This window comes from Bacillus sp. 1021, from assembly GCF_014534735.1.
Taxonomy (GTDB): Bacteria; Bacillota; Bacilli; order Bacillales; family Bacillaceae; genus Bacillus; species Bacillus siamensis.
The window spans coordinates 338226-361739 of sequence record NZ_JACVSR010000004.1; the positions used below are offsets into that span (position 1 = coordinate 338226).

The 23514-nt window shown below is 40.6% G+C and carries 24 protein-coding genes and 2 pseudogenes; 18 read left to right on the forward strand and 8 right to left on the reverse strand.

Annotated elements, in window-relative coordinates; translation table 11 throughout:
• The first annotated feature begins 102 nt into the window (after window positions 1-102).
• Window positions 103-1506, forward strand: coding sequence for an MFS transporter (locus ICW23_RS16205; RefSeq protein WP_188154788.1), 1404 nt, complete (start codon window positions 103-105; stop codon window positions 1504-1506).
• Window positions 1507-1782: 276 nt separating this feature from the next.
• A pseudogene (gene pdxR / locus ICW23_RS16210) lies at window positions 1783-2745 on the forward strand (MocR-like pyridoxine biosynthesis transcription factor PdxR); the annotation flags it as partial.
• Between the two features lie 329 nt (window positions 2746-3074).
• On the opposite strand, the gene ICW23_RS16215 reads toward pdxR (ICW23_RS16210), so the two are convergent.
• On the reverse strand, window positions 3075-3644 hold the full coding sequence (locus tag ICW23_RS16215; protein ID WP_016937138.1) for a DUF2812 domain-containing protein: 570 nt from the start codon (window positions 3642-3644) through the stop codon (window positions 3075-3077).
• Window positions 3631-3948 carry a PadR family transcriptional regulator gene (locus ICW23_RS16220; RefSeq protein WP_015416893.1) on the reverse strand — a complete coding sequence of 106 codons (318 nt, stop codon included), beginning with the start codon at window positions 3946-3948 and terminating at the stop codon, window positions 3631-3633. The genes ICW23_RS16215 and ICW23_RS16220 overlap by 14 nt, the downstream gene beginning before the upstream one ends.
• Before the next feature lie 306 nt (window positions 3949-4254).
• On the opposite strand from ICW23_RS16220, the gene ICW23_RS16225 reads away from it, so the two are divergent.
• The gene (locus ICW23_RS16225) at window positions 4255-5160 is read left to right on the forward strand and encodes a bifunctional helix-turn-helix transcriptional regulator/GNAT family N-acetyltransferase (protein WP_016937136.1); all 906 of its coding nucleotides are present in this window, start codon (window positions 4255-4257) and stop codon (window positions 5158-5160) included.
• Between the two features lie 21 nt (window positions 5161-5181).
• Entirely contained in the window at window positions 5182-6444 is a 1263-nt protein-coding gene (locus tag ICW23_RS16230; RefSeq protein WP_016937135.1) for an MFS transporter, read from the forward strand.
• 65 nt (window positions 6445-6509) lie between these two features.
• Here the strand turns inward: ICW23_RS16230 and cotR are convergent, their stop codons facing one another.
• A complete protein-coding gene (cotR, locus tag ICW23_RS16235) occupies window positions 6510-7472 on the reverse strand; it encodes a sporulation hydrolase CotR (RefSeq protein ID WP_188154789.1) in 963 nt (320 codons plus the stop codon).
• A 178-nt stretch (window positions 7473-7650) separates the two neighbouring features.
• Between cotR and ICW23_RS16240 the strand changes: the two are divergent.
• The 5 genes and pseudogenes from ICW23_RS16240 (at window position 7651) to ICW23_RS16260 (ending at window position 11093) form a co-directional block, all read left to right on the forward strand.
• A pseudogene (locus ICW23_RS16240) lies at window positions 7651-8087 on the forward strand (DinB family protein).
• Window positions 8088-8153: 66 nt separating this feature from the next.
• Window positions 8154-8519: a cupin domain-containing protein gene (locus tag ICW23_RS16245; protein ID WP_188154790.1), complete on the forward strand. Its 366-nt coding sequence runs from the start codon at window positions 8154-8156 to the stop codon at window positions 8517-8519.
• 112 nt (window positions 8520-8631) lie between these two features.
• Window positions 8632-8817 carry a hypothetical protein gene (locus ICW23_RS16250; RefSeq protein ID WP_016937132.1) on the forward strand — a complete coding sequence of 62 codons (186 nt, stop codon included), beginning with the start codon at window positions 8632-8634 and terminating at the stop codon, window positions 8815-8817.
• A gap of 264 nt (window positions 8818-9081) precedes the next feature.
• The gene (locus ICW23_RS16255) at window positions 9082-9402 is read left to right on the forward strand and encodes a hypothetical protein (protein ID WP_016937131.1); all 321 of its coding nucleotides are present in this window, start codon (window positions 9082-9084) and stop codon (window positions 9400-9402) included.
• Window positions 9403-9746: 344 nt separating this feature from the next.
• Window positions 9747-11093 carry an FAD-binding oxidoreductase gene (locus tag ICW23_RS16260; protein WP_016937130.1) on the forward strand — a complete coding sequence of 449 codons (1347 nt, stop codon included), beginning with the start codon at window positions 9747-9749 and terminating at the stop codon, window positions 11091-11093.
• Window positions 11094-11170: 77 nt separating this feature from the next.
• On the opposite strand, the gene ICW23_RS16265 is transcribed toward ICW23_RS16260, so the two are convergent.
• Window positions 11171-11593, reverse strand: coding sequence for a VOC family protein (locus ICW23_RS16265; protein WP_188154791.1), 423 nt, complete (start codon window positions 11591-11593; stop codon window positions 11171-11173).
• Window positions 11594-11800: 207 nt separating this feature from the next.
• On the opposite strand from ICW23_RS16265, the gene ICW23_RS16270 reads away from it, so the two are divergent.
• The 5 genes from ICW23_RS16270 to ICW23_RS16290 all read left to right on the forward strand — a co-directional run bounded on the left by ICW23_RS16270 (window position 11801) and on the right by ICW23_RS16290 (window position 16213).
• On the forward strand, window positions 11801-12742 hold the full coding sequence (locus ICW23_RS16270; protein WP_188154792.1) for a cation diffusion facilitator family transporter: 942 nt from the start codon (window positions 11801-11803) through the stop codon (window positions 12740-12742).
• A 63-nt stretch (window positions 12743-12805) separates the two neighbouring features.
• Entirely contained in the window at window positions 12806-13843 is a 1038-nt protein-coding gene (locus tag ICW23_RS16275; RefSeq protein WP_188154793.1) for a flavin-containing monooxygenase, read from the forward strand.
• 422 nt (window positions 13844-14265) lie between these two features.
• Window positions 14266-14826 carry a cupin domain-containing protein gene (locus ICW23_RS16280; RefSeq protein WP_016937126.1) on the forward strand — a complete coding sequence of 187 codons (561 nt, stop codon included), beginning with the start codon at window positions 14266-14268 and terminating at the stop codon, window positions 14824-14826.
• A 342-nt stretch (window positions 14827-15168) separates the two neighbouring features.
• Window positions 15169-15690, forward strand: a complete 522-nt coding sequence (satA, locus tag ICW23_RS16285; protein WP_045926968.1) for a streptothricin N-acetyltransferase SatA — start codon at window positions 15169-15171, stop codon at window positions 15688-15690.
• Window positions 15691-15826: 136 nt separating this feature from the next.
• Window positions 15827-16213, forward strand: a complete 387-nt coding sequence (locus tag ICW23_RS16290; RefSeq protein ID WP_047478546.1) for a hypothetical protein — start codon at window positions 15827-15829, stop codon at window positions 16211-16213.
• A 69-nt stretch (window positions 16214-16282) separates the two neighbouring features.
• On the opposite strand, the gene ICW23_RS16295 is transcribed toward ICW23_RS16290, so the two are convergent.
• Complete coding sequence (locus ICW23_RS16295; protein ID WP_081484454.1) at window positions 16283-16477, reverse strand: hypothetical protein; 195 nt, start codon at window positions 16475-16477, stop codon at window positions 16283-16285.
• Window positions 16478-16634: 157 nt separating this feature from the next.
• Here ICW23_RS16295 and ICW23_RS16300 point away from each other — a divergent pair, with 157 nt between their 5' ends.
• The gene (locus ICW23_RS16300; RefSeq protein ID WP_016937122.1) at window positions 16635-17597 is read left to right on the forward strand and encodes an arsenic resistance protein; all 963 of its coding nucleotides are present in this window, start codon (window positions 16635-16637) and stop codon (window positions 17595-17597) included.
• A gap of 57 nt (window positions 17598-17654) precedes the next feature.
• Here the strand turns inward: ICW23_RS16300 and ICW23_RS16305 are convergent, their stop codons facing one another.
• Window positions 17655-18704 carry an NAD(P)-dependent alcohol dehydrogenase gene (locus ICW23_RS16305; RefSeq protein WP_188154794.1) on the reverse strand — a complete coding sequence of 350 codons (1050 nt, stop codon included), beginning with the start codon at window positions 18702-18704 and terminating at the stop codon, window positions 17655-17657.
• A 159-nt stretch (window positions 18705-18863) separates the two neighbouring features.
• Here ICW23_RS16305 and ICW23_RS16310 point away from each other — a divergent pair, with 159 nt between their 5' ends.
• Window positions 18864-19268 (forward strand): MerR family transcriptional regulator, encoded by a 405-nt coding sequence (locus ICW23_RS16310; RefSeq protein WP_047478556.1) that lies wholly within the window; start codon window positions 18864-18866, stop codon window positions 19266-19268.
• A 223-nt stretch (window positions 19269-19491) separates the two neighbouring features.
• Entirely contained in the window at window positions 19492-20781 is a 1290-nt protein-coding gene (locus ICW23_RS16315) for a Na+/H+ antiporter NhaC family protein (protein ID WP_188154795.1), read from the forward strand.
• Between the two features lie 30 nt (window positions 20782-20811).
• Here the strand turns inward: ICW23_RS16315 and pdxR (ICW23_RS16320) are convergent, their stop codons facing one another.
• Window positions 20812-22194 (reverse strand): MocR-like pyridoxine biosynthesis transcription factor PdxR, encoded by a 1383-nt coding sequence (gene pdxR / locus ICW23_RS16320; RefSeq protein ID WP_188154796.1) that lies wholly within the window; start codon window positions 22192-22194, stop codon window positions 20812-20814.
• A 117-nt stretch (window positions 22195-22311) separates the two neighbouring features.
• Between pdxR (ICW23_RS16320) and ICW23_RS16325 the strand changes: the two genes are divergently transcribed.
• On the forward strand, window positions 22312-22932 hold the full coding sequence (locus ICW23_RS16325; RefSeq protein WP_188154797.1) for an FMN-binding negative transcriptional regulator: 621 nt from the start codon (window positions 22312-22314) through the stop codon (window positions 22930-22932).
• Window positions 22933-22980: 48 nt separating this feature from the next.
• Here ICW23_RS16325 and ICW23_RS16330 read toward each other — a convergent pair whose 3' ends face one another.
• Entirely contained in the window at window positions 22981-23343 is a 363-nt protein-coding gene (locus tag ICW23_RS16330; RefSeq protein ID WP_188154798.1) for a hypothetical protein, read from the reverse strand.
• Window positions 23344-23514: the final 171 nt, after the last annotated feature.

Sequence of the window (23514 nt, forward strand, 5' to 3'; positions counted from 1 at the left end):
CTTTTAGAGAAGCATTACGCTATACATTCTGGGACTGCACGCTTGGACCGTTTATCCGCTTGTATCATGTGGATTTGATCATTAAGGAGTTGATATTATTAAATGAAGTTCAACAAGAAAAAAATTAACGTTGTAGATATTCAAAAAGCGAAGAAAAGCGTGTTTGCTACAGGGATAGGAAACGCGATGGAATGGTTTGATTTTGCTTTATATTCTTATTTGGCAGTTATTATTAGTAAAAACTTTTTCAGTCCGGTTCAAAACGATGAATTAAAGTTAATATTTACTTTTGCTACATTTGCAATTGCCTTTTTACTTAGACCGGTAGGCGGAATTATTTTTGGTAAAATGGGTGATAAATTTGGCCGGAAAATGGTATTAACAATTACTATTTTAATGATGGCTTTATCTACTTTAATAATTGGTGTACTTCCTACCTATGATCAGATTGGTGTATGGGCCCCTATATTATTACTCTTAGCTCGTATTCTGCAAGGTTTTTCTGTGGGTGGAGAGTACGCTGGTGCAATGGTATATATCGCAGAATCTTCTCCAGATAATAAACGTATAAGGTTAGGCAGTGGTTTAGAAATCGGTACATTATCTGGCTATATAGTAGCTTCTGTTTTAGTTACAGTACTTTTCTGGGCTTTATCTGATGTTCAAATGAATAGTTGGGGATGGAGGATTCCTTTCTTCTTAAGTATTCCAATTGGATTATTTGGTTTGTATTTGAGAAGTCATTTAGATGAATCACCAATCTTCGAAAATGACATCTCTGAAAACCAAGAACGACAACCAGGTTTATTAGAAGTAATTAAAACATATAAAAAAGATATCTTTTTATGTATCGTATTTGTGGCGTTTTTCAATATAACCAATTACCTATTGTTAGGTTATATGCCTTCTTATTTAGATGAGAACCTTGGTATAAGTGATAATATAAGTACACCGGTTACAGCAATTGTATTGATTATTATGGTACCGTTCGCTTTAACTTTTGGTAAACTGGGAGATAAATTAGGAAATAAAAAAGTTATAACAATTGGATTAGTATTAGGAATTGTATTTTCGATTATCTCTTTCCAATTTCTTAATATGGGGAATATAACATTCTTATTTATAGGACTTTTATTGTTAGGTATTGTATTATCTGTATATGAAGGTACTATGCCAGGATCTTTACCTACGTTGTTCCATACTGACATTAGATATCGTACATTATCCTGGACATTCAACTTATCGGTTTCTATTTTTGGCGGGACAACACCTTTAGTTGCTTCTTGGTTAACCCATGTGACAAGAAACAATTTGGCGCCAGGTTTCTATTTATTGGCAGTCAGTTTAATTGGCTTAATCGTTGTGTTAACCTTATTTAAAGATACTTCAGGTAAATCTTTAAAAGGTTCTTACCCAACAGTTGCTTCTAAAGCTGAGTTTCAAGAAGCTGTTGAAAATCCAAAAGATTCACTGTGGTGGAAAATGGAGCAAACAGAAAAGGAATGAAAAAAGCATCAATTTAATTGACCGACTACTCGAAATACAGACTCAGAATAATCCGGGATTATCCCAGCAGCAATGACTGCAGCTTCTCGATCGTCATTATTTAATTGGTTGTGTCCTAATAATAAAACATTGACGCAAGAACGAAGAGAAATTAAAAGGTCCGAGCAATACAGCAAAATAAGAAGCAAGAAGCTTTGGTATGCCAGTTCTTCTCCCGAAGGAGAGCTGGCTTTTTATTTTCTATATGGGGAACTTGTACGCTAACTAATAATCCTATTAAGGCATGTCCTTTCAAGGTATCTTAGAAGAACATGAGGGGTTCATTGTCATCCTGACCAAATTGTCATCACTTCAGGTGCAACCCAAGGACTTTCCCTTATAGCAAAATTGTTATTGTCACCGGGTGATGAAGTCATTATTGAAGATCCTATTACACATGAAATTCAAACTATTTTTTCATCACCCGGCAGCTCGCTTTACCCTATACCAGTAGATCATAATGGGATGCGAACGGAGCTGCTGCCCCACGATAAAAAACCAAGTTTTGTATTTGTTACTCCGTCTCATCAATTCCCAATCGGCGGTACATTAACAATTCAACGCCGTATTCAATTAATACAGTTTGCGCGTCAATCAAATTGTTATATCGTAGAGGATGATTACGATAGTGAATTTCGATATAAGGGATCACCTATAAGTTCCCTTCAGGGATTAGACCCGTCAAGAGTTATTTATATCGGTACATTCAGTAAGATCTTATCACCGGCACTGCGTCTTGGATATTTAGTTCTTCCGCCGTCTCTCGTTGAGAAGTGTAAGAATCTAAAATGGTTTACAGATCTTCATACCTCTTCCTTGGAGCAGCTTACACTTGCAAACTTTATTGAGGATCGTTATCTAGAACACCATATTAGTAAAATGAAAAAAGTGTATAAGAAACGTCGTGAGGCTTTAAAACAAAGCCTGAACCGTGAATTTGGAGATGAGGTCAAGATATTTGGAGATTCGACAGGTCTCCATTTAATAGCCAGTTTTGAAAATGTCATTTTTTCTGAACAGGTGCTGAAAAAGTTAGATCAGCATAAAATTAAAATTTACCCGGTTGAACTCCATACGATCGAGAAAGGGGTTCATAAAAACAAAATTATTTTAGGCTACGGAAATTTAGCTGAGAAAGAAATAGAAGAAGGGATACGAAGATTGAAAGCTGCTTTGTCTGCAAAAGCATTAACATTATAGGCGCTGTACTTGAATGGGTATTTTTCTGAAAATTTAAATTGTATCCAGTCTAACATGCAACATTCTATGATATATTTCCAAAAGCCTCGAATGAAAAAATCCCCGTTAAACAGGGGAGGATCATTTCGGGATGAAACGAGTAGAAGAGCTGGTTTCAAGAATGTTTTGCTTCATCTGTTTTAAAAACGTCACTATCTCTGTGAAGGTTTAAGCCGTCTCGGCAGCATCCCAATGATACCAAGGGTTTTACGCCCTTGGTATTTTTTGTTGCGCCCGACTGTGACAGGTACATGATCCTTCATTACTTTTTTGAATGTAACTTCCCCGCATTATTCTTCTTTTAACATTGAATACTTTCGATACGCTTTATAGAAACTGATGCCGAAGATAACAGCCATAAGGGCGGGAAGCGACCTCAAAATGGCAAATGGAGTTTCAAATAAAAATGCTTTCCAAAACATTGAGCCTTCCATACTCCACAGGCCTTCAGCTAAATATAAACCTGAATCCTTGTAAAACATATAAGAAATAAACAAACACAGGAAACCAAAACTTGATGAATAACTCATTAATCTTTTATAATAATTACTCTTTGATTGGCGATCCGAGAAGATTTCATTTTGACCATCATCTTCTTTTTGCCAATATCGAGTTCCAAGCCCCCAAGGGCCATTTATATAACTCCAGCCGAAGTCTTCATAAATTCCTTTGTAATCTTTGAACTTTTTGTTTGATAAATAATCTTGATAATCCACTCGCATTACATATCTCTTATCGGTTTTTTCGAAGGTGTATATTCCTAATCCGCTAATATTTGTACAACGATAGCCGTTTTGTAATTGCTCGTTCAGCCATTGCTCCTCTTTTTCAATATCAAAAAACATCTTAAATTTCTTCATTCGATTCACTTCCTTCGTACAGGGATAAAATATGCAATAACCTGTTTTGTTCCATTTTCAAAATGGCGCTTCCTTCCGCAGTTATCATATAGACTTTTCTCCGGCCCGACTCTCCGACAGGCTCAATCCAGCCATGCTTATTCAAATTTTCAATCGCGCCGTATAAAGTGCCGGCCGCTAATATAACAGTACCGTTACTCATCTTTTCTATCTTCTGCATGGCGGCATAGCCATGAAGCGGCTCACGCAGAGCTAATAAAATGTAATGCATGGTTTCAGACAGCGGTAATAATTTATGTTTCATATCCTCACCCTCTATTCAGTTCGACTATATAGTTCAACTTTATAATAATGTAATACAGTTCAACTGAATAGTCAATGAGTTTTTCAAAATTTGTAAAAGGAACTTGAAGTAAAAAAGAATTTATGGCGGTGCATAACGGTTCTCCGATGAAACAGTGCCGTTTATTTTCAATGTGTTTTTTAGAAATAAAAGGTGCTCATTACAAAAAAGGTAGAAGGATTGAAAAATATAGTTGACTTAAGCAACTGTCTCGATTACGATGAAAAAAAGTTGCTTAAGTCAATCATTTGGAGGAGGAACATCAATTTGGAAACAAAACGTGTTTTGGCATTCAGACAATTTAATAGATTTTATACAGATATTTTGGGTTTTCTGAATGAACATATTTATGACAGTCCATTCTCCTTAACAGAAACCAGGATTTTATACGAAATTTATAATACGCCGGATTGTACAGCAAAAATCATTCAAGAAAAATTAGACCTGGACAGAGGATATGTAAGCAGAATTATCAGAAAATTAGAAAAGGAAGGCTTCATATATAAGCAAAAATGCAGAGAAGACGCACGTAATCATTTCCTTTATGTCACCGAGTCAGGGAAAAGTCTTTATAAAAGTCTGGAGAAAAAAGCCAATCAGCAAGTTGAATATATCCTTGAATGCATAGACAAAGAGGAACAAGAAAAACTTGTAGAATCAATGGAAACCATTCAAAACATTTTGCAGCATTCTTTTTATGATAAAGAATCTCCGATTTCAATAAGAGACTATTATACTTCAGAGGATGTCAAAAACATAATTGAAAAACAGCGATTATTTTATGCCAAATCCCATGGGTGGGATGACACATTCTTATCTTATCTTCGCGATACGTTTAAAGCTGATATTGAAAAAATATGGGTGGCAGAAAGCGGGAATCAATTTGCGGGTTGTATCGGCTTAGTGAATGACGATGAAAAAACAGGACAGTTAAGATGGTTTTTAGTCGATCCGTCTTTTCAAAGAAAAGGTGTCGGCAGCCGTCTGATGAAGGAACTTGTTCAATATTGTAAAGAAAATGGATACGAGCGCATATTTCTTTGGACGGTAAAAGACATGTCAACAGCCCGGCCATTGTATAAAAAAACCGGATTCGAAATGACAGAAGTTCATGAAGAGAAACCTTTATGGGGATCAAATTTAATAGAAGAGCGCTGGGATTTGGAATTATAAATAAGAGTGAGGGGGGATAGGATGCGAATAAAATATCACTACGCATGGATCATTGTTTTTGTCAGTTTTTTAACCTTATTAGCGGTTCAAGGGGCACGTCTTTCATTTGGAGCTTTTGTTGAACCGTGGGAAAAAGATTTTTCCATGAACAGAGGAACAATCTCCCTTATTTCTACTCTGAGTTTTATCATATATGGCATATCTCAGCCCATAATAGGGAGGCTGGTTGATAAATTAGGCCCCCGAATGATTTTGTCAGTCAGCACTTTCTTGGTCGGGCTTAGCTTTATTTTAACTTCTTTTGTGAATCATCCATGGCAATTATTTATCCTTTACGGAATTGTTATCTCCATCGGTGTTGGAGGGGCATCTAATGTAGCCGCAACAGTTGTGGTTACAAATTGGTTTAATGAAAAACGCGGGCTTGCTTTTGGCATTATGGAGGCGGGGTTTGGCGCTGGTCAGATGCTTCTTGTTCCCGGCTCTCTCATTTTGATTCAATGGTTTGACTGGAAGTTAACTGTAGTGATTTTGGGTCTGCTTTTAATGGTTATTGTGTTTCCTGTCATCCTGTTATTTTTACGGAATCATCCCGGCGAGATGGGGTTATCTCCTATGGGCGGCTTGATGAAAGAAGAAGCTGGAAGTGGGCAGCATACGACCCGCATTTCTGTTTGGGAAGTATTTTGCAAGAAACAATTCTGGTTTTTAATATTACCCTTTGCGATATGCGGTTTTACAACTACAGGTCTGATGGATACTCACCTTATTCCTTTTTCTCATGACCATGGGTTTTCAACAAGTGTAACCAGTGCTGCAGTTAGTGTGTTGGCGGGATTTAATATTTTGGGGATAATCATTTCAGGAATTGCGGCAGACCGCTGGAGCAGTAAAAAGATGCTTATTCTTTTATATGTCATCCGCGCATTATCAATTTGCATCCTGTTATACAGTCATCATCCGGTTATATTACTTATTTTTGCAATTCTGTTTGGGCTGGTTGATTTTGCAACTGTAGCTCCTGCCCAAATGTTAGCCACGCAATATTTTAAGCAATATTCAGTTGGATTTATTTTAGGCTGGTTATTCCTGAGCCATCAGATAGGATCAGCACTGGGAGCTTATGTACCGGGTTTTCTTTATAGTGAATTGGGTAACTATGATCCTTCTTTTTATTTCTCAATTATTATTTTGTTTGGAGCGGCAATATTTACTTGCTTACTGCCTGAAACGGTGAAAATAAAAAAAGAGCAAAAGCCGGAGACCGATTCAGTTTCATATTAAGCAGTCCTCTCCGGCCGCATCTAAAAATACCAAGGGTTTTTCCACCCTTGGTATTTTGTCTGTTCTTATTTGTTGTTCCAGTTTTTCTCTATGAATTCAATCGCAGGCTGTAAGTTGGTTTTGTTTGCAATTTCAATGACAGCGGGAACGACGGCAGGGTCCGTTTTGGAGAAGTTCGGAATCCGCGGATCTAATCGGAAAAAACGATCTCCCAGAAGATTCGCACTGACCATGGATTCATAGTAACCATTTCCGCCAGCAATTATCTGAAGAAATGGCAGTAAAGGTTCATTAGGCGACCTGTCCAAAAGGACTCCCCAATTTGGAGGAAGGTTCTTCAGATTTTCGGGACGTATGTTATCTGCACTTACCATTCCCCATCCCCTCGTATCTCTTCTTAACCGGGTCGGGGCTTCACCTGTTCCGATGGACAATACCGCAATTTGATCCAATGGCACGTTGGCTTTACCAACTGCAAACGCGATACTGGCTGTACTGGGGTTCGTTGCTACTACATATCCGTCCACGTAGTTTTGATAGGCGCGTTGCGTCGCAGGGGCACCGCTGCTCCGCAGTATGACATCACTCACTTTCTCATTTAAATAGGGAGAGCCGGGAAAGTTGTGAAATAATACAGGAGTCCAACGATCCAGTTTTGGAGAGTATAATTTAAATGAAGGGACAACAATTCGCTTTCTTAAATCTTTGAGACGAAGATCTGCCGGGAAAAAATTCCGTACCGCTTTAATAAAACCGGAATATGGTAATTGTTGATTGAAAACGGGTCCGCCCGGCCGGGAAACGCTGAATGTGGGCAGGATTTTTTCCTTAAAATAGCGGAATGTCTCATGCGGCGATCTTCCGCTGGCTAATGCAAGGGCAGTGAATGAACCGATTGAATTTCCTGAAAACACGTGGGTTCGGCTTATTAAAGTGGGATTTTGTTTAACCAGTCTGTTCAATAGCTGTAAACTTAAAGCACCTAACGTACCTCCCCCATCAAAGGTCATGATCCGATATTTTGCCAAAGCTGATGTCTCCTTTCTAATGAAAACTATCATTCAGTATATGCTCAACCAGAGTCTATTGTATGGATGAATGAAGATCTCTTTATCTTAAAAATTTATCAATCCAGCGGGTTGGGAAATAATATCTTCTTTATTTGAAGAGGTTTTTCCGGGAAGAAGGAGAATGATTTAAAAATAAGTGAGACGGCGAAGCATTAAGTTATGGACAGGTATATCTAAGGAAAGATGGACTGGCGCCCGGATTCCGAAGCCATGTCGTGTAAGGAAATGATAAGACATGTTTTAGAAGCAGAATGTCTTTATCATCAAATTTTACTAAAACATATGAATGAGACTTCAGAGGAATCTGCTAATCCTTATGAATCAAAAACGTTTACCACAGCAGCCGAAGAATTAGAATTTGCAAAACCGTTTCGGACCGAGTTTTTGACATTCATCAAATCTTTAAATGAAACCGATTTAACAAATATAAAGATTGATAGGTCTGATGTTGGGTACGTCCGTGAACTGGGGGACATGTTATTAAGGATTGCTTATCATGAGTCAGTACATACCGGTCAGCTTTTAGACTATCTCAGAACTGCTGAAGTGGAGCGGCCTTTCATTTGGGACTAGTTAAAATCAGGAGAAGAACAAAGGCGGACATATGATGTCTTTAGTTTTACACGGGAAGGAGAAAGAATGAATTATAAACCGATTAATTTTCAAGAGAAATTAGCTGCATTCCAAGATCAATGGTCTCCAAAAGTAATTGCTGAAATGAATGATTATCAATTTAAACTTGTTAAAGTACAAGGGGACTTTGTTTGGCATAAGCATGAGGAAACAGTTGAGGTCTTTATTGTGATTGAGGGGAATTTAATCATTGAATTTCGGGATGGAGAAGTAAAATTAAATGAAGGTGAAATGTTTGTCATTCCGAAAAATGCTGAACATAAACCTTATGCAGAATCAAAGTGTAAAATTTTGCTTGTAGAGCCTAAAGGTGTTGTGAATACCGGGGAAGAAATAACTGATCAAACAGCTGAAAATGATGTCTGGATCTAGCCTGTAGTGATAAACCGAAATTAAGAAAGGTTTAAGTTTAAATATTGAAAAATTTTGTTAATATTATAATACATTGTTTGGAAATTTTATCATTTGATAAGGAGTTTTCTAATTGCGTTGGAGTAAATGGTTCAATATTTTTTGTATAGTTGCATTGGGATCAATATATGGTTATAAATTATTGACTAACCAAGAAGTGAACACTACTCGTTTAATAATAGCTTCAGTAGTTGTCTTGTGGAACATTGTTGGACTTTTTAGCAAAGAACCGGTAAAACAAACACAGCAAGCAAATTAAAAGTCAAAAAAGTTGGTACAGAAGGAGGCTGCAGCGTGCAGCATCTCTCAGTCTCACAAAAAACCAAGGGTTCAGCCCCTTGGTTTTTTTGTGGTTTTCGCAGCTTATTTTTTTCAAGTTTATTGCAGGCATCCAGAGTCTGTTGTATGGATAAATGAAAATTGAGGCTGAAATGTGCTGGTTAACTAAATGAATAGTCCAAGCTGGAGTCTTTTATATACATAGTATGAAGAGATTAAAAAATATGAGAAGGAGTGGTAGTTCATGTATTATAACCCAGGTGAAAATCACGTTCAGAAAAAACCATACGACGAAGCCTGTGACCTTGGCCATGATTTTGATATGGCGGAAGACGAAGCAAGAGCAGAAGCTGCAAGAGAAGCAGAAGCGAGAGCAAGAGCGGAAGAGGCAATAGCAAGAGCGGAAGAAGCAAGAGCCAGAACAGCAGAAGCAGAAAGACTAGCAGCAGAAGCAAAGGTAAAAGCGGCAAAAGCAGCAAAAGCAGCAGCAAAAGCGAAATGTAAAAAACATCATAAGAAAGAGAAAAAACATGATTGCAAACGGAAACACAAGAAGAAAAAATAAGAGAAATTCCGGCCCAAGGCTGCAAAAACGATAAAGAAAAAGATTCTTGTTGGAGGATCAAACAGGAAGATTACTCAGCTGGTGCGGCAAAAAGGACGCATAGCAGGGCAAACAAAAACTTTCCTATGAGCTTCCATAGCCGGGTCAGTATATCACGCCAATCATATTAAAAAGATAGGAGAGACAAGAGTTTCGGCAACTTGCCGCTCTTGTCTTTTTTGTGTTTTTATATCATCTTCGCGTATTTGTATTTATTTTTAAGTCAGCAGATCATCCGTCTAAGAATTTGTCCAAATCCTGCATATACTGGAATCGGAATCAAATGTTTATGGGGAGTGAAACAGATGGGATCAACACAGTTAACAGGGCGCGTCATCTTCAAAGGGGACCCCGGCTATGCACAGGCGGTTAAGAATTGGAACCCTTATGTTGATGTCTGTCCGCTTGTCTTTGTTTTTGCACAAAATTCATACGATGTAAGTAATGCGATTAAATGGGCGCGTGAGAATAATGTGCCTTTGCGTGTCAGAAGCGGCCGCCATGCTCTGGATAGAAACCTTTCAGTCGTAAGTGATGGAATAGTTATTGATGTGAGTGACATGAATAAAGTTTTATTAGACGAAAAAAACGCGATTGCAACCGTTCAAACCGGCATTCACGTCGGCCCGCTTGTGAAAGGATTGGCCCGGGATGGTTTTATGGCTCCGTTTGGAGACAGTCCGACAGTGGGAATCGGAGGAATTACGATGGGCGGCGGGTTTGGAGTGCTTTCACGATCAATCGGCCTGATAAGTGATAACCTTCTCGCACTGAAAATGGTAGATGCAAAAGGCAGGATCATTCAAGCAAATCAATCTCACAATGAAGATTTACTATGGGCTTCCAGAGGCGGCGGGGGAGGCAACTTCGGATATAATACCCAATACACGTTCAAAGTTCACCGTGCTCCTAAAACTGCAACCGTCTTTAATATTATTTGGCCATGGGAGCAGTTGGAGACGGTCTTTAAAGCTTGGCAAAAGTGGGCGCCGTTTACAGACGAACGATTGGGGTGCTACCTTGAGATTTACAGCAAAGTAAATGGCTTGTGTCATGCGGAAGGATTGTTCCTCGGTTCAAAACCTGAGCTGATTCAATTATTAAAACCTTTATTAAATGCCGGAACCCCGACACGGACAATTATCAAAACATTATACTATCCGGATTGCATAGATTTCCTGGACCCTGATGAACCGATCCCGGGAAGATCTGATCAGAGTGTTAAATTCTCCTCGGCGTGGGCGCTAAATCTTTGGCCGGAAAAACCTATTTCAGTGATGAGACAATTTTTAGAAAAAGCCACCGGGACAGAAACAAATTTCTTTTTTATCAATTGGGGCGGTGCGATAAGCAGAGTTCCCAGCAGCGAAACAGCCTTCTTTTGGCGCCGTCCATTGTTTTATACGGAATGGACGGCCAGTTGGAAAAATAAATCACAAGAAGCCTCGAACCTTGCATCAGTTGAAAGAGTGCGTCAGCTGTTGAAACCATATGTAACAGGTTCATACGTCAATGTTCCGGATCAGAATATTGAAAATTTCGGAAAAGCATATTATGGCTCAAACTTTGCAAGGCTTCAAAGAGTAAAGGCGAAATACGATCCCGAAAATGTATTTCATTTTCCGCAAAGCATCCCGCCATCGTATAAATAGTTTGATCGTTTTGGGAAACAAAATAAAAAACACACCAGAACATTCAGGTGTGTTTTTATTGTTGCTATAAAATTTGGTTATTCACTTGCATCCCAGTGCGGATTCCAAACGATTTCCCATAGGTGCCCATCGGGGTCTTGGAAGTGACCGGAGTACCCGCCCCAAAAAGTATCATGAGCGGGATCAGTTATCGTCGCTCCTGCCTGTTTTACCTGTTCCATGACTTTATCGACTTCAGCTTTACTCGTAACATTATGTCCTAATGTAAATTCTGCCGGGCTTGGTGCAGTTAAAGCAACGTTTGTCTCATGTGCGATGTCTTTACGATTCCAAAGGGCGAGTTTCAGTCCTGTTTGTAAGTCAAAAAAGGCAACGGCGCCATGTTCAAACTCTTTTCCGACTATTCCCTCAGTAGGCAGTCCGAGGCCGTCCCGATAGAAGCGAAGTGATCGTTCCAGATGATCTACGCCTAAAGTGATGACTGTAACCCGCGGTTTCATAAAAATATAACCTCCCAAGCTGATGATAAGAAAATGATATCAAGTTTCATTATTGCACTGCAGCATCATATAGAAAAAGATTTTGACATTTCAGTAAAGAATCTATATATTCATATATGAGCACATAATCATATATGAATATTTTTGTGTACATGTTAGAATGCTTCATAACAGAAAAGGAATAATAAATGCAGGAGGAGATTTTTTATGGGTCACAATAACAATCACGCCGGCGGGTCCAATAAGAAGGTTTTATTGATCTCTTTTATCGTGATTACAGGTTATATGATAATAGAAGCTATAGGCGGATTTGTAACCAATAGTTTAGCGCTTTTGTCAGATGCCGGTCATATGCTGAGTGATTCAATCTCATTAATGGTTGCTCTGATTGCTTTTAAATTGGCCGAAAAAAAGGCAAGTCATAATAAGACATTCGGCTATAAACGATTTGAGATTCTCGCAGCTGTGATAAACGGTGTTGCCTTAATATTGATTTCCCTTTATATCATTTATGAAGCAATCAAACGTTTCTCTCATCCGCCGGAAGTGGCAACAACCGGCATGCTTATCATTAGTATCATCGGGTTAGCTGTGAATATATTGGTCGCTTGGATTATGCTGAACGGCGGAGATACAAAGAATAACCTGAACATAAGGGGAGCTTATTTACATGTAATAAGTGATATGCTCGGCTCTGTAGGTGCCATTCTGGCTGCGGTGCTTATCATCTTCTTCGGGTGGGGCTGGGCAGACCCATTGGCCAGTGTCATTGTAGCTGTTCTTGTTTTAAGAAGCGGTTTCCATGTGACGAAAGATTCCATTCACGTATTAATGGAAGGAACCCCGGAAAATATTGACGTGACTGACATCATCCATACGATTGAAGAGACAGAGGGCATTCAGCATATTCATGATTTACATATATGGTCCATCACAAGCGGGTTGAATGCTCTTTCCTGTCACGCTGTTGTTGATGATCAGCTGACCATTTCAGAAAGCGAAAGTATTTTACGCAAAATTGAACATGAGCTTGGAGATAAAGGCATTACGCATGTAACAATTCAAATGGAAACAGCAGCGCATAATCACGACAATGCAATCCTTTGTCAGGCAAAAAGTGAGCAGACGGACGGCCACCATCATCATTAAAGGAGGAGATAGGGACTCACTTTGTCTCTCTGACAATTAAGATAAAACCGGAGGGGGATTCGGATGTACGACACGATAGTAATCGGAGCCGGTCAGGCAGGAATCTCAGCAGGATATTATCTAAAGAAGTCGAAACAAAAGTTTATCATTTTAGATAAAAGTCATGAAGTGGGAGAAAACTGGAAAAACCGGTATGACTCATTGGTTTTATTTACTTCTCGAATGTACAGCTCTTTGCCTGGAATGCATCTTGAAGGAGACAAGCATGGGCTCCCTTCAAAAAATGAAATTGCTGCTTATCTGAAAAAATATGTTGAAAGATTTGAAATCCCGATCCAATTACGGACAGAAGTAATAAGTGTCCAAAAATTAAACAACTATTTCTTAATAAAAACAAACCGGGAAGATTATCAAACGAAGAATCTTGTGATGGCCGCAGGTCCTTTTCATACCCCTAACATTCCATCAATATCAAAGGATGTAGCCGGTCATATTCATCAATTACATTCTTCACAATATAAACATTCAAAACAACTGGCGCCTGGGAATGTACTGGTAGTCGGCGGCGGGAATAGCGGGGCTCAGATAGCTGTTGAATTATCCAAAGAAAGAGTTACATATTTGTCTTGCAGTAATAAACCGGTTTATTTCCCTTTATGGATTGGAAAAAGAAGCATCTTTTGGTGGTTTGATAAATTAGGAGTTTTACATGCAAGTCATACATCAATATTAGGCAAGTTCATTCAAAAGAAAGGCGACCCCATATTTGGGTATGAATTAAAACATGCAATAAGACAGAAGAAGATCATTTTAAAACAAAGAGTCATAGCCGGAAAGCAAAATGAAATCATTTTTAAAGATTCATCTTCATTAGAAGTAAACAATGTTATTTGGGCAACTGGTTTTAAGAATCCGCTTTGGTGGATGAAAATAGAAGGTGTTTTGGATAAGGAAGGCCGAATTATACATCACCGGGGTGTTTCAGCTGTGAAAGGATTGTACTTTATTGGTTTGCCTTGGCAGCATAGGCGAGGTTCAGCGCTGCTTCAAGGTGTAGGAAATGATGCTGAATACATTGTAAAACAAATGAACGGTGGATAGACTGAGGAGAGCAGTAACTTACGGGTTTACTGCTCTTTTTTGTATTGAATAAGTCCAGTTATGTGACTGTGTAAAGCCGAAAAAATCTTTTGACTTATTAAGTAAGAAGATCCCTGACTCACTGATTGTGCAACATTCTGACGTACTTCCCGAGCTAACTGCGCGGCACGTAAGGAAACCCGCCAAAAACGCTGTTTTAATCGGCTTGTTGAACAGAAAATACAATATCTCTTGGTTGTCGAAATGGTGAGTGCATACCCCGGGCAGATTCAAGTTTCCCGGCTGCAACAGTGTTACCAAGAGTTGCAGACCTTTGGTATTTTTTATGCAAACAGGTTTTGTGGCCGTTTCTGCTGTGGCACACTCTCATTACAAAAAGCATAGGATAACATCATAAAAATTTGAAATTGCGGGGATGAAAAATGTATTATATACCTTTTTCGCATCAATGTTATTATTGTGTGAATGTACCGATGTATAGCGATGGAAGATCTGTTTATTGGACTTATCCAAACGACATGGGGTATGCAGACCGAAATGATGATTTGCGATCTTCATACGAAGATAGAAACCTTCTCTTGAAAGATTATGGACCAAAACCATTTGTTGTGAATATCAATAAAGCCGCAAAACAAAATCACACGTTCCGTACTGCCTTATGGACAGGAAAACATTTTCAAATTACCTTGATGAGTATCGGCATTGGAGAAGATATCGGTTTGGAAATCCACCCCCACGTAGATCAATTCTTACGGATTGAGCAAGGCCGGGGAATCGTTAAAATGGGCAGGAGCAAGGAAAATTTAACTTTCCAAAGAAATGTCTATGATGACTTTGCCATTGTTGTACCTGCCGGCACTTGGCACAATGTGATTAATACGGGTAATACGCCGTTAAAACTATATTCAATTTATGCGCCTCCCAACCATCCATTTGGTACGGTTCATGCGACTAAGGCAGATGCAGAGGCTGCGGAAGGCTAGCATAAAGTATGCTGCAGAGGTTTGACAAACTGGGATTACGCCTTTCTGGCTGCCCAAGAGTACGGTAAATAAGGCCGATTTAATATGAATCGGCTTATTTTTTGTTGGATTTTTCCTTAAATCGGCCTTTGATCGCTGCGGGCAATGTATCGGTTTTAACGGTCTCAAGTTCTCCAGTATACCTCGGCACGAGTCCAATAGCCTTCTTGATTAGGCTTTTCAGCAAAGAAAGAGACCCTCTTTTTTTGCTTCTTCATTCATTTGGCAAACGTTATTGATTTATTTGTGCAGTAACATATAATGGAAATGGTGGAATGTAATCTCGTTGAGAAGGAGATTGAGATGATCATTAAAATGACTTCGTTTCATATGAAAGACTTCAATAAACCAAATGAACCTCTGGTTGTTTTCGGGAGAATTATACCCGCACTTGAAAACAATGTTTGGACATATACTGAGGAACGGTTTTCTAAGCCTTATGTTAAGAAATATGAAGATGACGAAATTGATGTCAGTTATGTTGAAGAAGAGGGGAAAGCAGTCTTTTTTTATTATGATGAAAATAACTGCATCGGCCGGATTAAGATACGTTCTAATTGGAATGGATATGCGCTGATAGAGGACATTGCGGTTGCAAAGGACTATCGAAACAATGGTATTGGAACGGCATTATTAAATAAAGGGATTGAATGGGCAAAGGAGAATGATTTTTGCGGTCTGATGCTTGAAACACAAGATATTAATGTATCAGCTTGTCATTTTTATGCTAAACACGGCTTTGTAATAGGCGCAGTTGATACTATGCTTTATTCCAACTTTTCAACGGCAAATGAGATCGCGATTTTTTGGTATTATCAATTTTAACTGCTGCTTAAGGGTGATGAGAGGTTAATTGTTTGGCATTGATTCTAAATTGATCATCTAAAGGGAATTTGAGATAAATTCAGCTGCAGTTGGAGCAGGCCCTTGCTCAATTTTTTATAAAAAGGAGTATAATACGTTGCTGAAAAGGTTTTTTCTTGTTTTTCTTACGCTGATAATGTCTGTATTTGCTGTATTCGCGGCTGCTGAGGAGTCTCCCGGTGATCATGTCATTTCTTTTGACGAGCCTATGATTTTATTGATCTCACTCGGAATCATCTTATGTTTATTCATTCCCCCATTAGTGATGTCCTTTTTTGGCAGCTTGATTGTGAGAATCATATCCGGAGTTTATCAATGTTTTATCGTTCTCACGTTTGCGGGGCTCATTCCAATTGGATTTCTTATCCCTAATGGCTTTTTGACAATTCTTGCTGCCGTTCTGGGGACTTTGGTCAGTTTAGCGAGTGTTGCCGTGACCTTATTCATTGGAAGGAATAAGGATGTTAAAACAAAACACGGCTAGAAGGTCTGATCATGCATAAGTAAAAAAACAAGCATATTGTTACATGCTTGTTTTTTTCTTTGGAACATTTCAGTTATCACGAAGCTGTTTCTTTAGATTGGCATTATATGCTACAAGACATACAGCGCTGTAAAATGACAAAGCAACACCCAGTAATAAAACGATCCAACTAATAGGAACTGATAATTCAGCGGTCCGGCTGATATAAGCCAGAAATCCTGCAACTGATAACAGAACCAACAGAATAGGTGGATTTTTCAGCAAGTTATCACACTCCCAATTTATTTCAATCATAATATATCATACTTTTTACCTTGTTAACCATTATTTATAAAAAAACGAGGCGGAATATACTCATGCAGCCGGTAATAACAAGAGCATCAGAAAAGAAGGTATAATGGGCGGGAAGGGGTGCCAGTCAATGAAAATAACCAGAGAGACATTAGAAAATCAGCAAATTTGGATATATGGTGTGTTTCTTGTGATCGGAGGAATAGCGGGGATCGCCGGGAAGGATTCAGGACTCAGCTGGAGCTGGACGATATCACCGCTAATCGCTGTTCTCATGTATGCCATGTTTGCCCAAATCCCATTCTTGAAGCTGAGGGAAGCCATTTCAAACCTCAAGTTTATGGCGGCTTTACTGATTGGTAATTTCTTAGCTGTGCCTGTTGTTGTATGGGGTTTGACCGCCATTTTTCCTCAATCTCCTCCTATATTATTAGGAGTTTGTTTAGTATTGCTTACACCTTGCATTGATTACGTCATCGTCTTTACTCAGCTCGGGAAAGGTAATGAGAAATTAATACTGGCTTCCACGCCGGTTTTGTTCGTCGTTCAGATGGTATTGCTTCCGTTATACTTGTGGCTGTTTATCGGGAAAGAAGTCATAGGGGCTGTTCATGCCGGGCCGTTTCTGGAAGCATTCTTATGTTTAATAGCGGGACCGCTGCTGGCGGCAGTGATGACACAATTGTGGGCTGATAAGAAGCCGGCTGGAGAAAGGATGTTAGAGTGGACGGCCTGGCTGCCTGTTCCTTTTATGGCTCTCGTATTGCTGGCGGTCGTTGCCACACAAATCGGCAAGGTATACAGTGATTTTGAGGTCATTATACGCGTAATTCCGATTTATCTGTTATTCCTGCTCATGATGCCGTTTGTTTCCCGGTTTATCGCATATGCGTTCCGTCTGGATACAGGCGAAGGAAGAGCATTGATCTTCAGCACGGGCACAAGAAATTCTCTCGCAGTCCTTCCGTTAGCGCTGGCCTTGCCGGATGCTTGGGCCTCATTAGCCGCAGCTGTTATCGTCACACAGACGATTGTTGAACTGATAGGCGAATTGATTTATATCAAAGCGGTGCCCGGATGGCTGCTGAAATAAAAAATAATCTGCGCTGAAAAAAACATACCAATAAATATTGGTATGTTTTTTTGATGATTATAAAGTTGAAATATCAATGACGAAACGGTAGCGGACATCGCTTCGAAGAACCCGTTCGTATGCTTCGTCGACTTGATTGGCCGGAATCACTTCAATTTTAGGAGCAATGCCGTGCTCGGCGGCGAAATCAAGCATTTCCTGAGTCTGCGGAATACCGCCGACGAGTGAACCCGCGATGCTGCGGCGGCCCGTGATTAAGGAGAACACACTATATGAGTCCGGATCAGCAGGCGCTCCTACATTTACTAATGTACCGTCAATGCGTAGCAGGGATAAGTAGGCATCTACATCAAGGTTCGCGGATACCGTATTTAAAATGATATCAAAATGTCCGGCCAGCTCAGTGAATGTATCCGGATCGCTTGTCGCGAAGTAATGATCGGCTCCAAATTCAAGAGCTTCGTCTTTTTTGTTCATTGAGCGGCTGAGGACGGTGACCTCTGCGCCTAAAGCGTGCGCGAATTGAACGGCTAAGTGTCCGAGCCCTCCCATTCCGACGATCGCCACTTTTTTGCCGGGACCGGCATTCCAGTGTCTCAGCGGAGAATACGTGGTAATGCCCGCGCACAATAGCGGGCTGGCAGCATCCAAATCCAGCTGATCCGGAATCCGGACAACGAATCTGTCAGTGACAACTATTTTCTGGCTGTAGCCGCCGTACGTAGGATTTCCGTCGTAGTCCAGGTTATTGTAGGTCTGAACAACGCCTTTTGTGCAATATTGTTCGTCTCCGTTAAGGCAGTATTCACATTCCCCGCAGGAGTCTACAAAACAGCCGACACCTACACGGTCGCCGACGGCAAATTTGGTGACTTCTTCACCCACGGCTTCCACAACTCCGGCAATTTCATGCCCGGGAACCATCGGAAAGATTCCGCCGCCCCATTCATCGAATGCGCTGTGGATGTCTGAGTGACAAATCCCGCTGTACTTAATATCAATCAGGATATCGTGCGGCCGTAATGCTCTTCTCTCAATCGTCGTCCGCTCAAATTTAGCTTTTGCATGCGGAGCGCTTAATACACGAGTCGGATGATTATTGCACATGGTTATCTTCCTTTCCAAGATAAAGTGATGAATCCTCTGTTCGGTTTTACTTTAAAGGTTAAAGCGAACTTTAAGTCAAGGGGTTTGGTTTATTTTTTTATGAAATGATATTCTATAATGGCACGCTTATGAAAGGGATGAAGGATGGGTGGTAAGAAGATGAAAATTGCGCAGGCTGCAAAGCAGGTTGAGTTATCAGCCGCGACGCTTAGGTATTATGAAAGTATAGGACTGATTCCTCCGGTAAAACGCGATGAAAGCGGCATCCGCGATTATGACGAAGATGATGTGAATTGGATTCAATTTATAAAATGCATGAGAAGTGCCGGGCTGTCGATTGAGGCGCTGATTGAATATACCGCTTTATTTATTGAAGGAGCCGATCATACGATTGAACCCCGAAAAAACATCCTTATCAATGAAAGGAAAAGGCTGACGGAGAAACAGAGGGAAATTGATGAAACTATAAAACGATTAAACAGGAAGATTGAGGATTACGAAGACATCCTCAAAAATGAAGCGAAACTTAAAAACAGATTGAAAGCTGAATATATTTCTGAATGAAGAGTAGATGTCCCGGGCGCCGGGCCGCATGAAATGTACCAAGGGAAACGAACCTTGGTTTTTTTATTTTCTAAAGAGAGGAGACAAAACAGTTTTTCCTATCTTATCAATCTTTACTTATCCTTTTTTCAGCTTGACTTTTTTACTGCAGACTTTTAAAGTGTGAAATGTTGCTTAGACTGTGATTAGCGACTTTAATGCTGAAAAGAGGTGGTTTACCCAGATGAACAATAAAAAGAACCCTTGGGCGTTATTGCCTTTAGTCTTATTCGTAGGGCTTTTCGTCGGCTCTGGTCTGGTGACCGGAGATTTTTATAAATTGCCGATCTTGATTGCCGCGATTATTGCGTCAGCTTTTGCGCTGCTATTTAACCGGAAGAAATCGCTCAATCAAAAAATAGAATGGTTTGCTTCCGGCGCGGGACATCCTGATATTATCATTATGGTTATGATTTTTATATTGGCAGGTGCCTTTGCTTCAGCGGCTGAAGCGATGGGAGCGGTGCATTCAACTGTCAATCTTGCTTTGAGCATTATTCCGCAGCAGTTTTTGCTGCCGGGGCTGTTTATCATTGCTTGTTTCATTTCTATATCGATGGGAACATCAATGGGCACGATTGCGGCGGTTGCGCCGATCAGCGCCGGTTTGAGCGGCGAGCTTGGCATCTCCAGCGCGATACCGATTGCGGCTGTGGTCGGCGGAGCGATGTTCGGAGATAATCTTTCTTTTATTTCAGATACGACCATTGCGGCAGTCCGGACGCAAAAAACACAAATGAGGGATAAATTCAAAACGAACTTTCTGATTGTTTTGCCCGCTGCCATTGTGACTGTTATTATCTTATTTTTTATTCCGGCAGGCCACGCCCTCCATACGGGTGCTGCATCTTACAGCTGGATTAAGGTGCTTCCTTATGTCGCCGTGTTAGTTTTTGCGTTAATCGGTATTAATGTGATGGCTGTCATATTCGGCGGATTGGTTTTGACGGGAATCATAGGTTTAGCAGGCGGCAGCCTGACGTTTGATTCCTATTTTAAAGCGATTACGGATGGAGTTGCCGGAATGAGCGATCTGATCATCCTGTCCATGCTGATCGGCGGAATGGTCGGCGTGATGAAACAAAATGGCGGAATCGACTTTTTACTGGAGTTCATCACGAAACGAATCCGTTCGAAAAAAGGCGCCGAAGCCGGCATTGCCGGACTGGTCAGCGTGACGAATCTGGCTGCTGCCAATAATACGATCTCCATTATCGCAGCCGGTCCGATCGCGAAGAATATCGCTGATGAATTTAAGATCGACAACAGAAAATCGGCAAGTATTCTGGATATCTTTTCGTGCATGGTGCAAGGTTTGATTCCTTACGGCGCGCAGCTGTTATCGGCCGGGAAATTCGGGAATATTTCCCCCGTCAGCATCCTGCCATACTCTTTCTACCCCGTTTTAATCGGAATTTGCGGCATCATCGCCATTATGTTTGGCCTGCCGAAATTCACAAGGAATACGAAATAAAAAAAGGCGCCGTTCGGCGCCTTTTTTCTTTCATCTCAGCCAAGCATGTTTCAAAAGCTGCACGCCCTGTGCGATCTGTTCAGTATCGAGGTGGGCGAAACCTAACTTTATGATCGGCGGTTCAGGCTTTCCGGCAACGAAATAAACGGAGGTAGGGTATACTTTCACTCCGTACTGAAAAGCGCTCTCAATTAACGTTTCTTCTGTACAGTTCAAGTGAACTCTCACCAATATATACAATCCGGACTGCTCGCCGATGACCGTCACATGATCGCCGAACTGCTGCTTGATATGTGAAGTCAAGTGCTGCATCTTACGCTTGTAGACAGTGCGCATGCGCTTAATATGGCGGGTCCATTCCCCGGTCTTCATCAATTCAGCCATGGTCAGCTGGTGAAGCGAAGAAGCGGTGCTTTCGAAATGAATGAAACGTTTTTTATACCGATGCAAAATGCGCTGCGGCAAAACCATATAGCTTATGCGGATGCCCGGAAGAAAGGATTTTGAGAAATTCCCTAAATAAATCACCCGGTCTGACTGAATGGAAGCAAGGGCGGGAAACGGCTGCTGCGTATAACGAAATTCACTGTCATAATCATCTTCAAGAATATATCCCTCTCTTTTATTCACCCAATTGATCAGAGTTTGGCGCTGCTGAATGGACATGCTTACGCCGTAAGGGCTGTGGTGGGAAGGAGTCACGTAGATTAATTTTTCTTTCATTGCATGCAATTGAGAAAAATCAGCTCCGTTTTCATAGACGGGTATCGTTTCAAGAGAAAGCCCGTGAAATTGAAAAGCCTCTCTGGCACCGTCGAAGCCCGGGTTTTCTACTATAACTCCGGAAAAATCTTCTTTCAGAATCCGGCTGAGATAAATCAGCATCTGCTGTGTGCTGCTGCCGATGATAACCGAATCCGCATCTGTTTTCACCCCGCGTGATTCCAAGAGATAAGCGGCAATTTGTTCACGCAAGTTTCTCTCGCCGAACGGTTCACCGTACAGAAAGCTTTTCTCTGATGCCAAAACTTGATTGAATAATTTTCTCCATGTTTTCAGAGGAAAATGCTTTTGATCGACGGCTCCGGCGCGAAAATCAATCAGGGCCGGCTGAGTTGATTCGGTATTCTCTGCGTGAACAACATCGTTTTCTTGTTGAAATAAAGAGGGCTCTATTTCATTTGCAAAATATCCTTTGCGCGTTTCGCCGCGAATGTATCCCTCCGCGAAAAGCAGATCATAGGCCATCAGTGTCGTGTTGCGGCTTACCCGCAGGGAATCTGCCAGCTCCCGAATGGATGGCAGCCGCTCATTTGCCTGAATCGTTCCCTGCTCAATCAATGTCTTAAATTGCTCGTAAATTTGTTTGTATTTCGGGGTGTCGCTTTTGAAAGCAAAAATCATATTTTTCATCAGATGTTCTCCTCTGACATGTGCATTTATCCGAAACTGTACCTTTTTAAATGTCAGTTGATATTTTATTATAGCGGAAAGCGCTTTACCAATCCAGGTTCAGAGAGGAGAGTTTTTATGTATATTCCCGCTCCATTTCAGCTGAGTGAAGCCGAAGCGTGCAATGTTATTAAAGAGTATGGTTTCGCAGCACTGTTCTCAACGGCAGGAGGCATGCCGTATGCAACCCACCTGCCATTGATGATGAGCAAGGACAACGAATGCTTATACGGTCATTTTGCCTTGCCGAACCCCCAATGGAAAGAGATTGAAGGCCAAAGTGTATTAGCCGTTTTTCAAGGGCCTCATTGTTATATCTCGCCCAAATGGTATGAGACGAATCTGGCTGTTCCTACATGGAATTATGTGGCGGTTCATGTTTACGGAGAGGCAGAGCTCTTGGATGAGGAAGAAACCGTGCATTCGATGGGCGATCTCGTATTGAAATACGAAAGCCCCGACAGCCCGTACAAATTAGAGGATGTCGATGCAAAATTCCTGTCAGGCATGAACAAAGGGGTAAAAGGCTTTAAAATTAAAATCAGCAAGATAGAGGGGCAAGCGAAGCTGAGTCAAAATCATTCAGCACAAAGACAGAAAATGGTCGTACAACAGCTCAAACAGATCCCGCACACAAACGAACAGCTCATTTCCGGCCTGATGGAAGAAAACATCAAGCGGATCACTGCAAAAAACTGATACGCATCTTAAAAACATACCGGCAGCATGCGGTATGTTTTTTTCTGATTATGAAGCTTTTCTCAGGATGAATAACGACTCAAACAGCAAATAAATCAACGGCGCCGATAAAACGAAGAAAGAACGGGAAATAGCATACGTTATGAGTAAATAAACGATAAGTTTCAATAGAATGGAAGACGTTTTATTCAATGCCCAGCGGTTCTTCAAGACATCAGTCATACATGCTGACAAAAGGCCGACCGTCAAATATCCGGCTGCTATGTAAATATAAATAAAAAGGTAAAACGGATAAGAAGACAACGGCGGTGTGTCTTCTTGTGTCATTCTTAAACCAAAATAAAAGATCATTAAAAAGCAAACGGACGAAATCAGAGCCAGCAAAAGGTGTTTATATAAATACTTCTTCATGTGTTCACCTGCCTATAGCGCAATTATGTCTATCAATTATGACATGGTTTTACCGCTGCTGAAAGAATCGGCAGCTGAAAAAGACGGCAAATCCCGCCGTCTTTTTTATATCTTAAGATTTCTTAAGAACTTTCACCGCTTTTTCTTCAGGTTTTGAATGTAGAGTGTGTT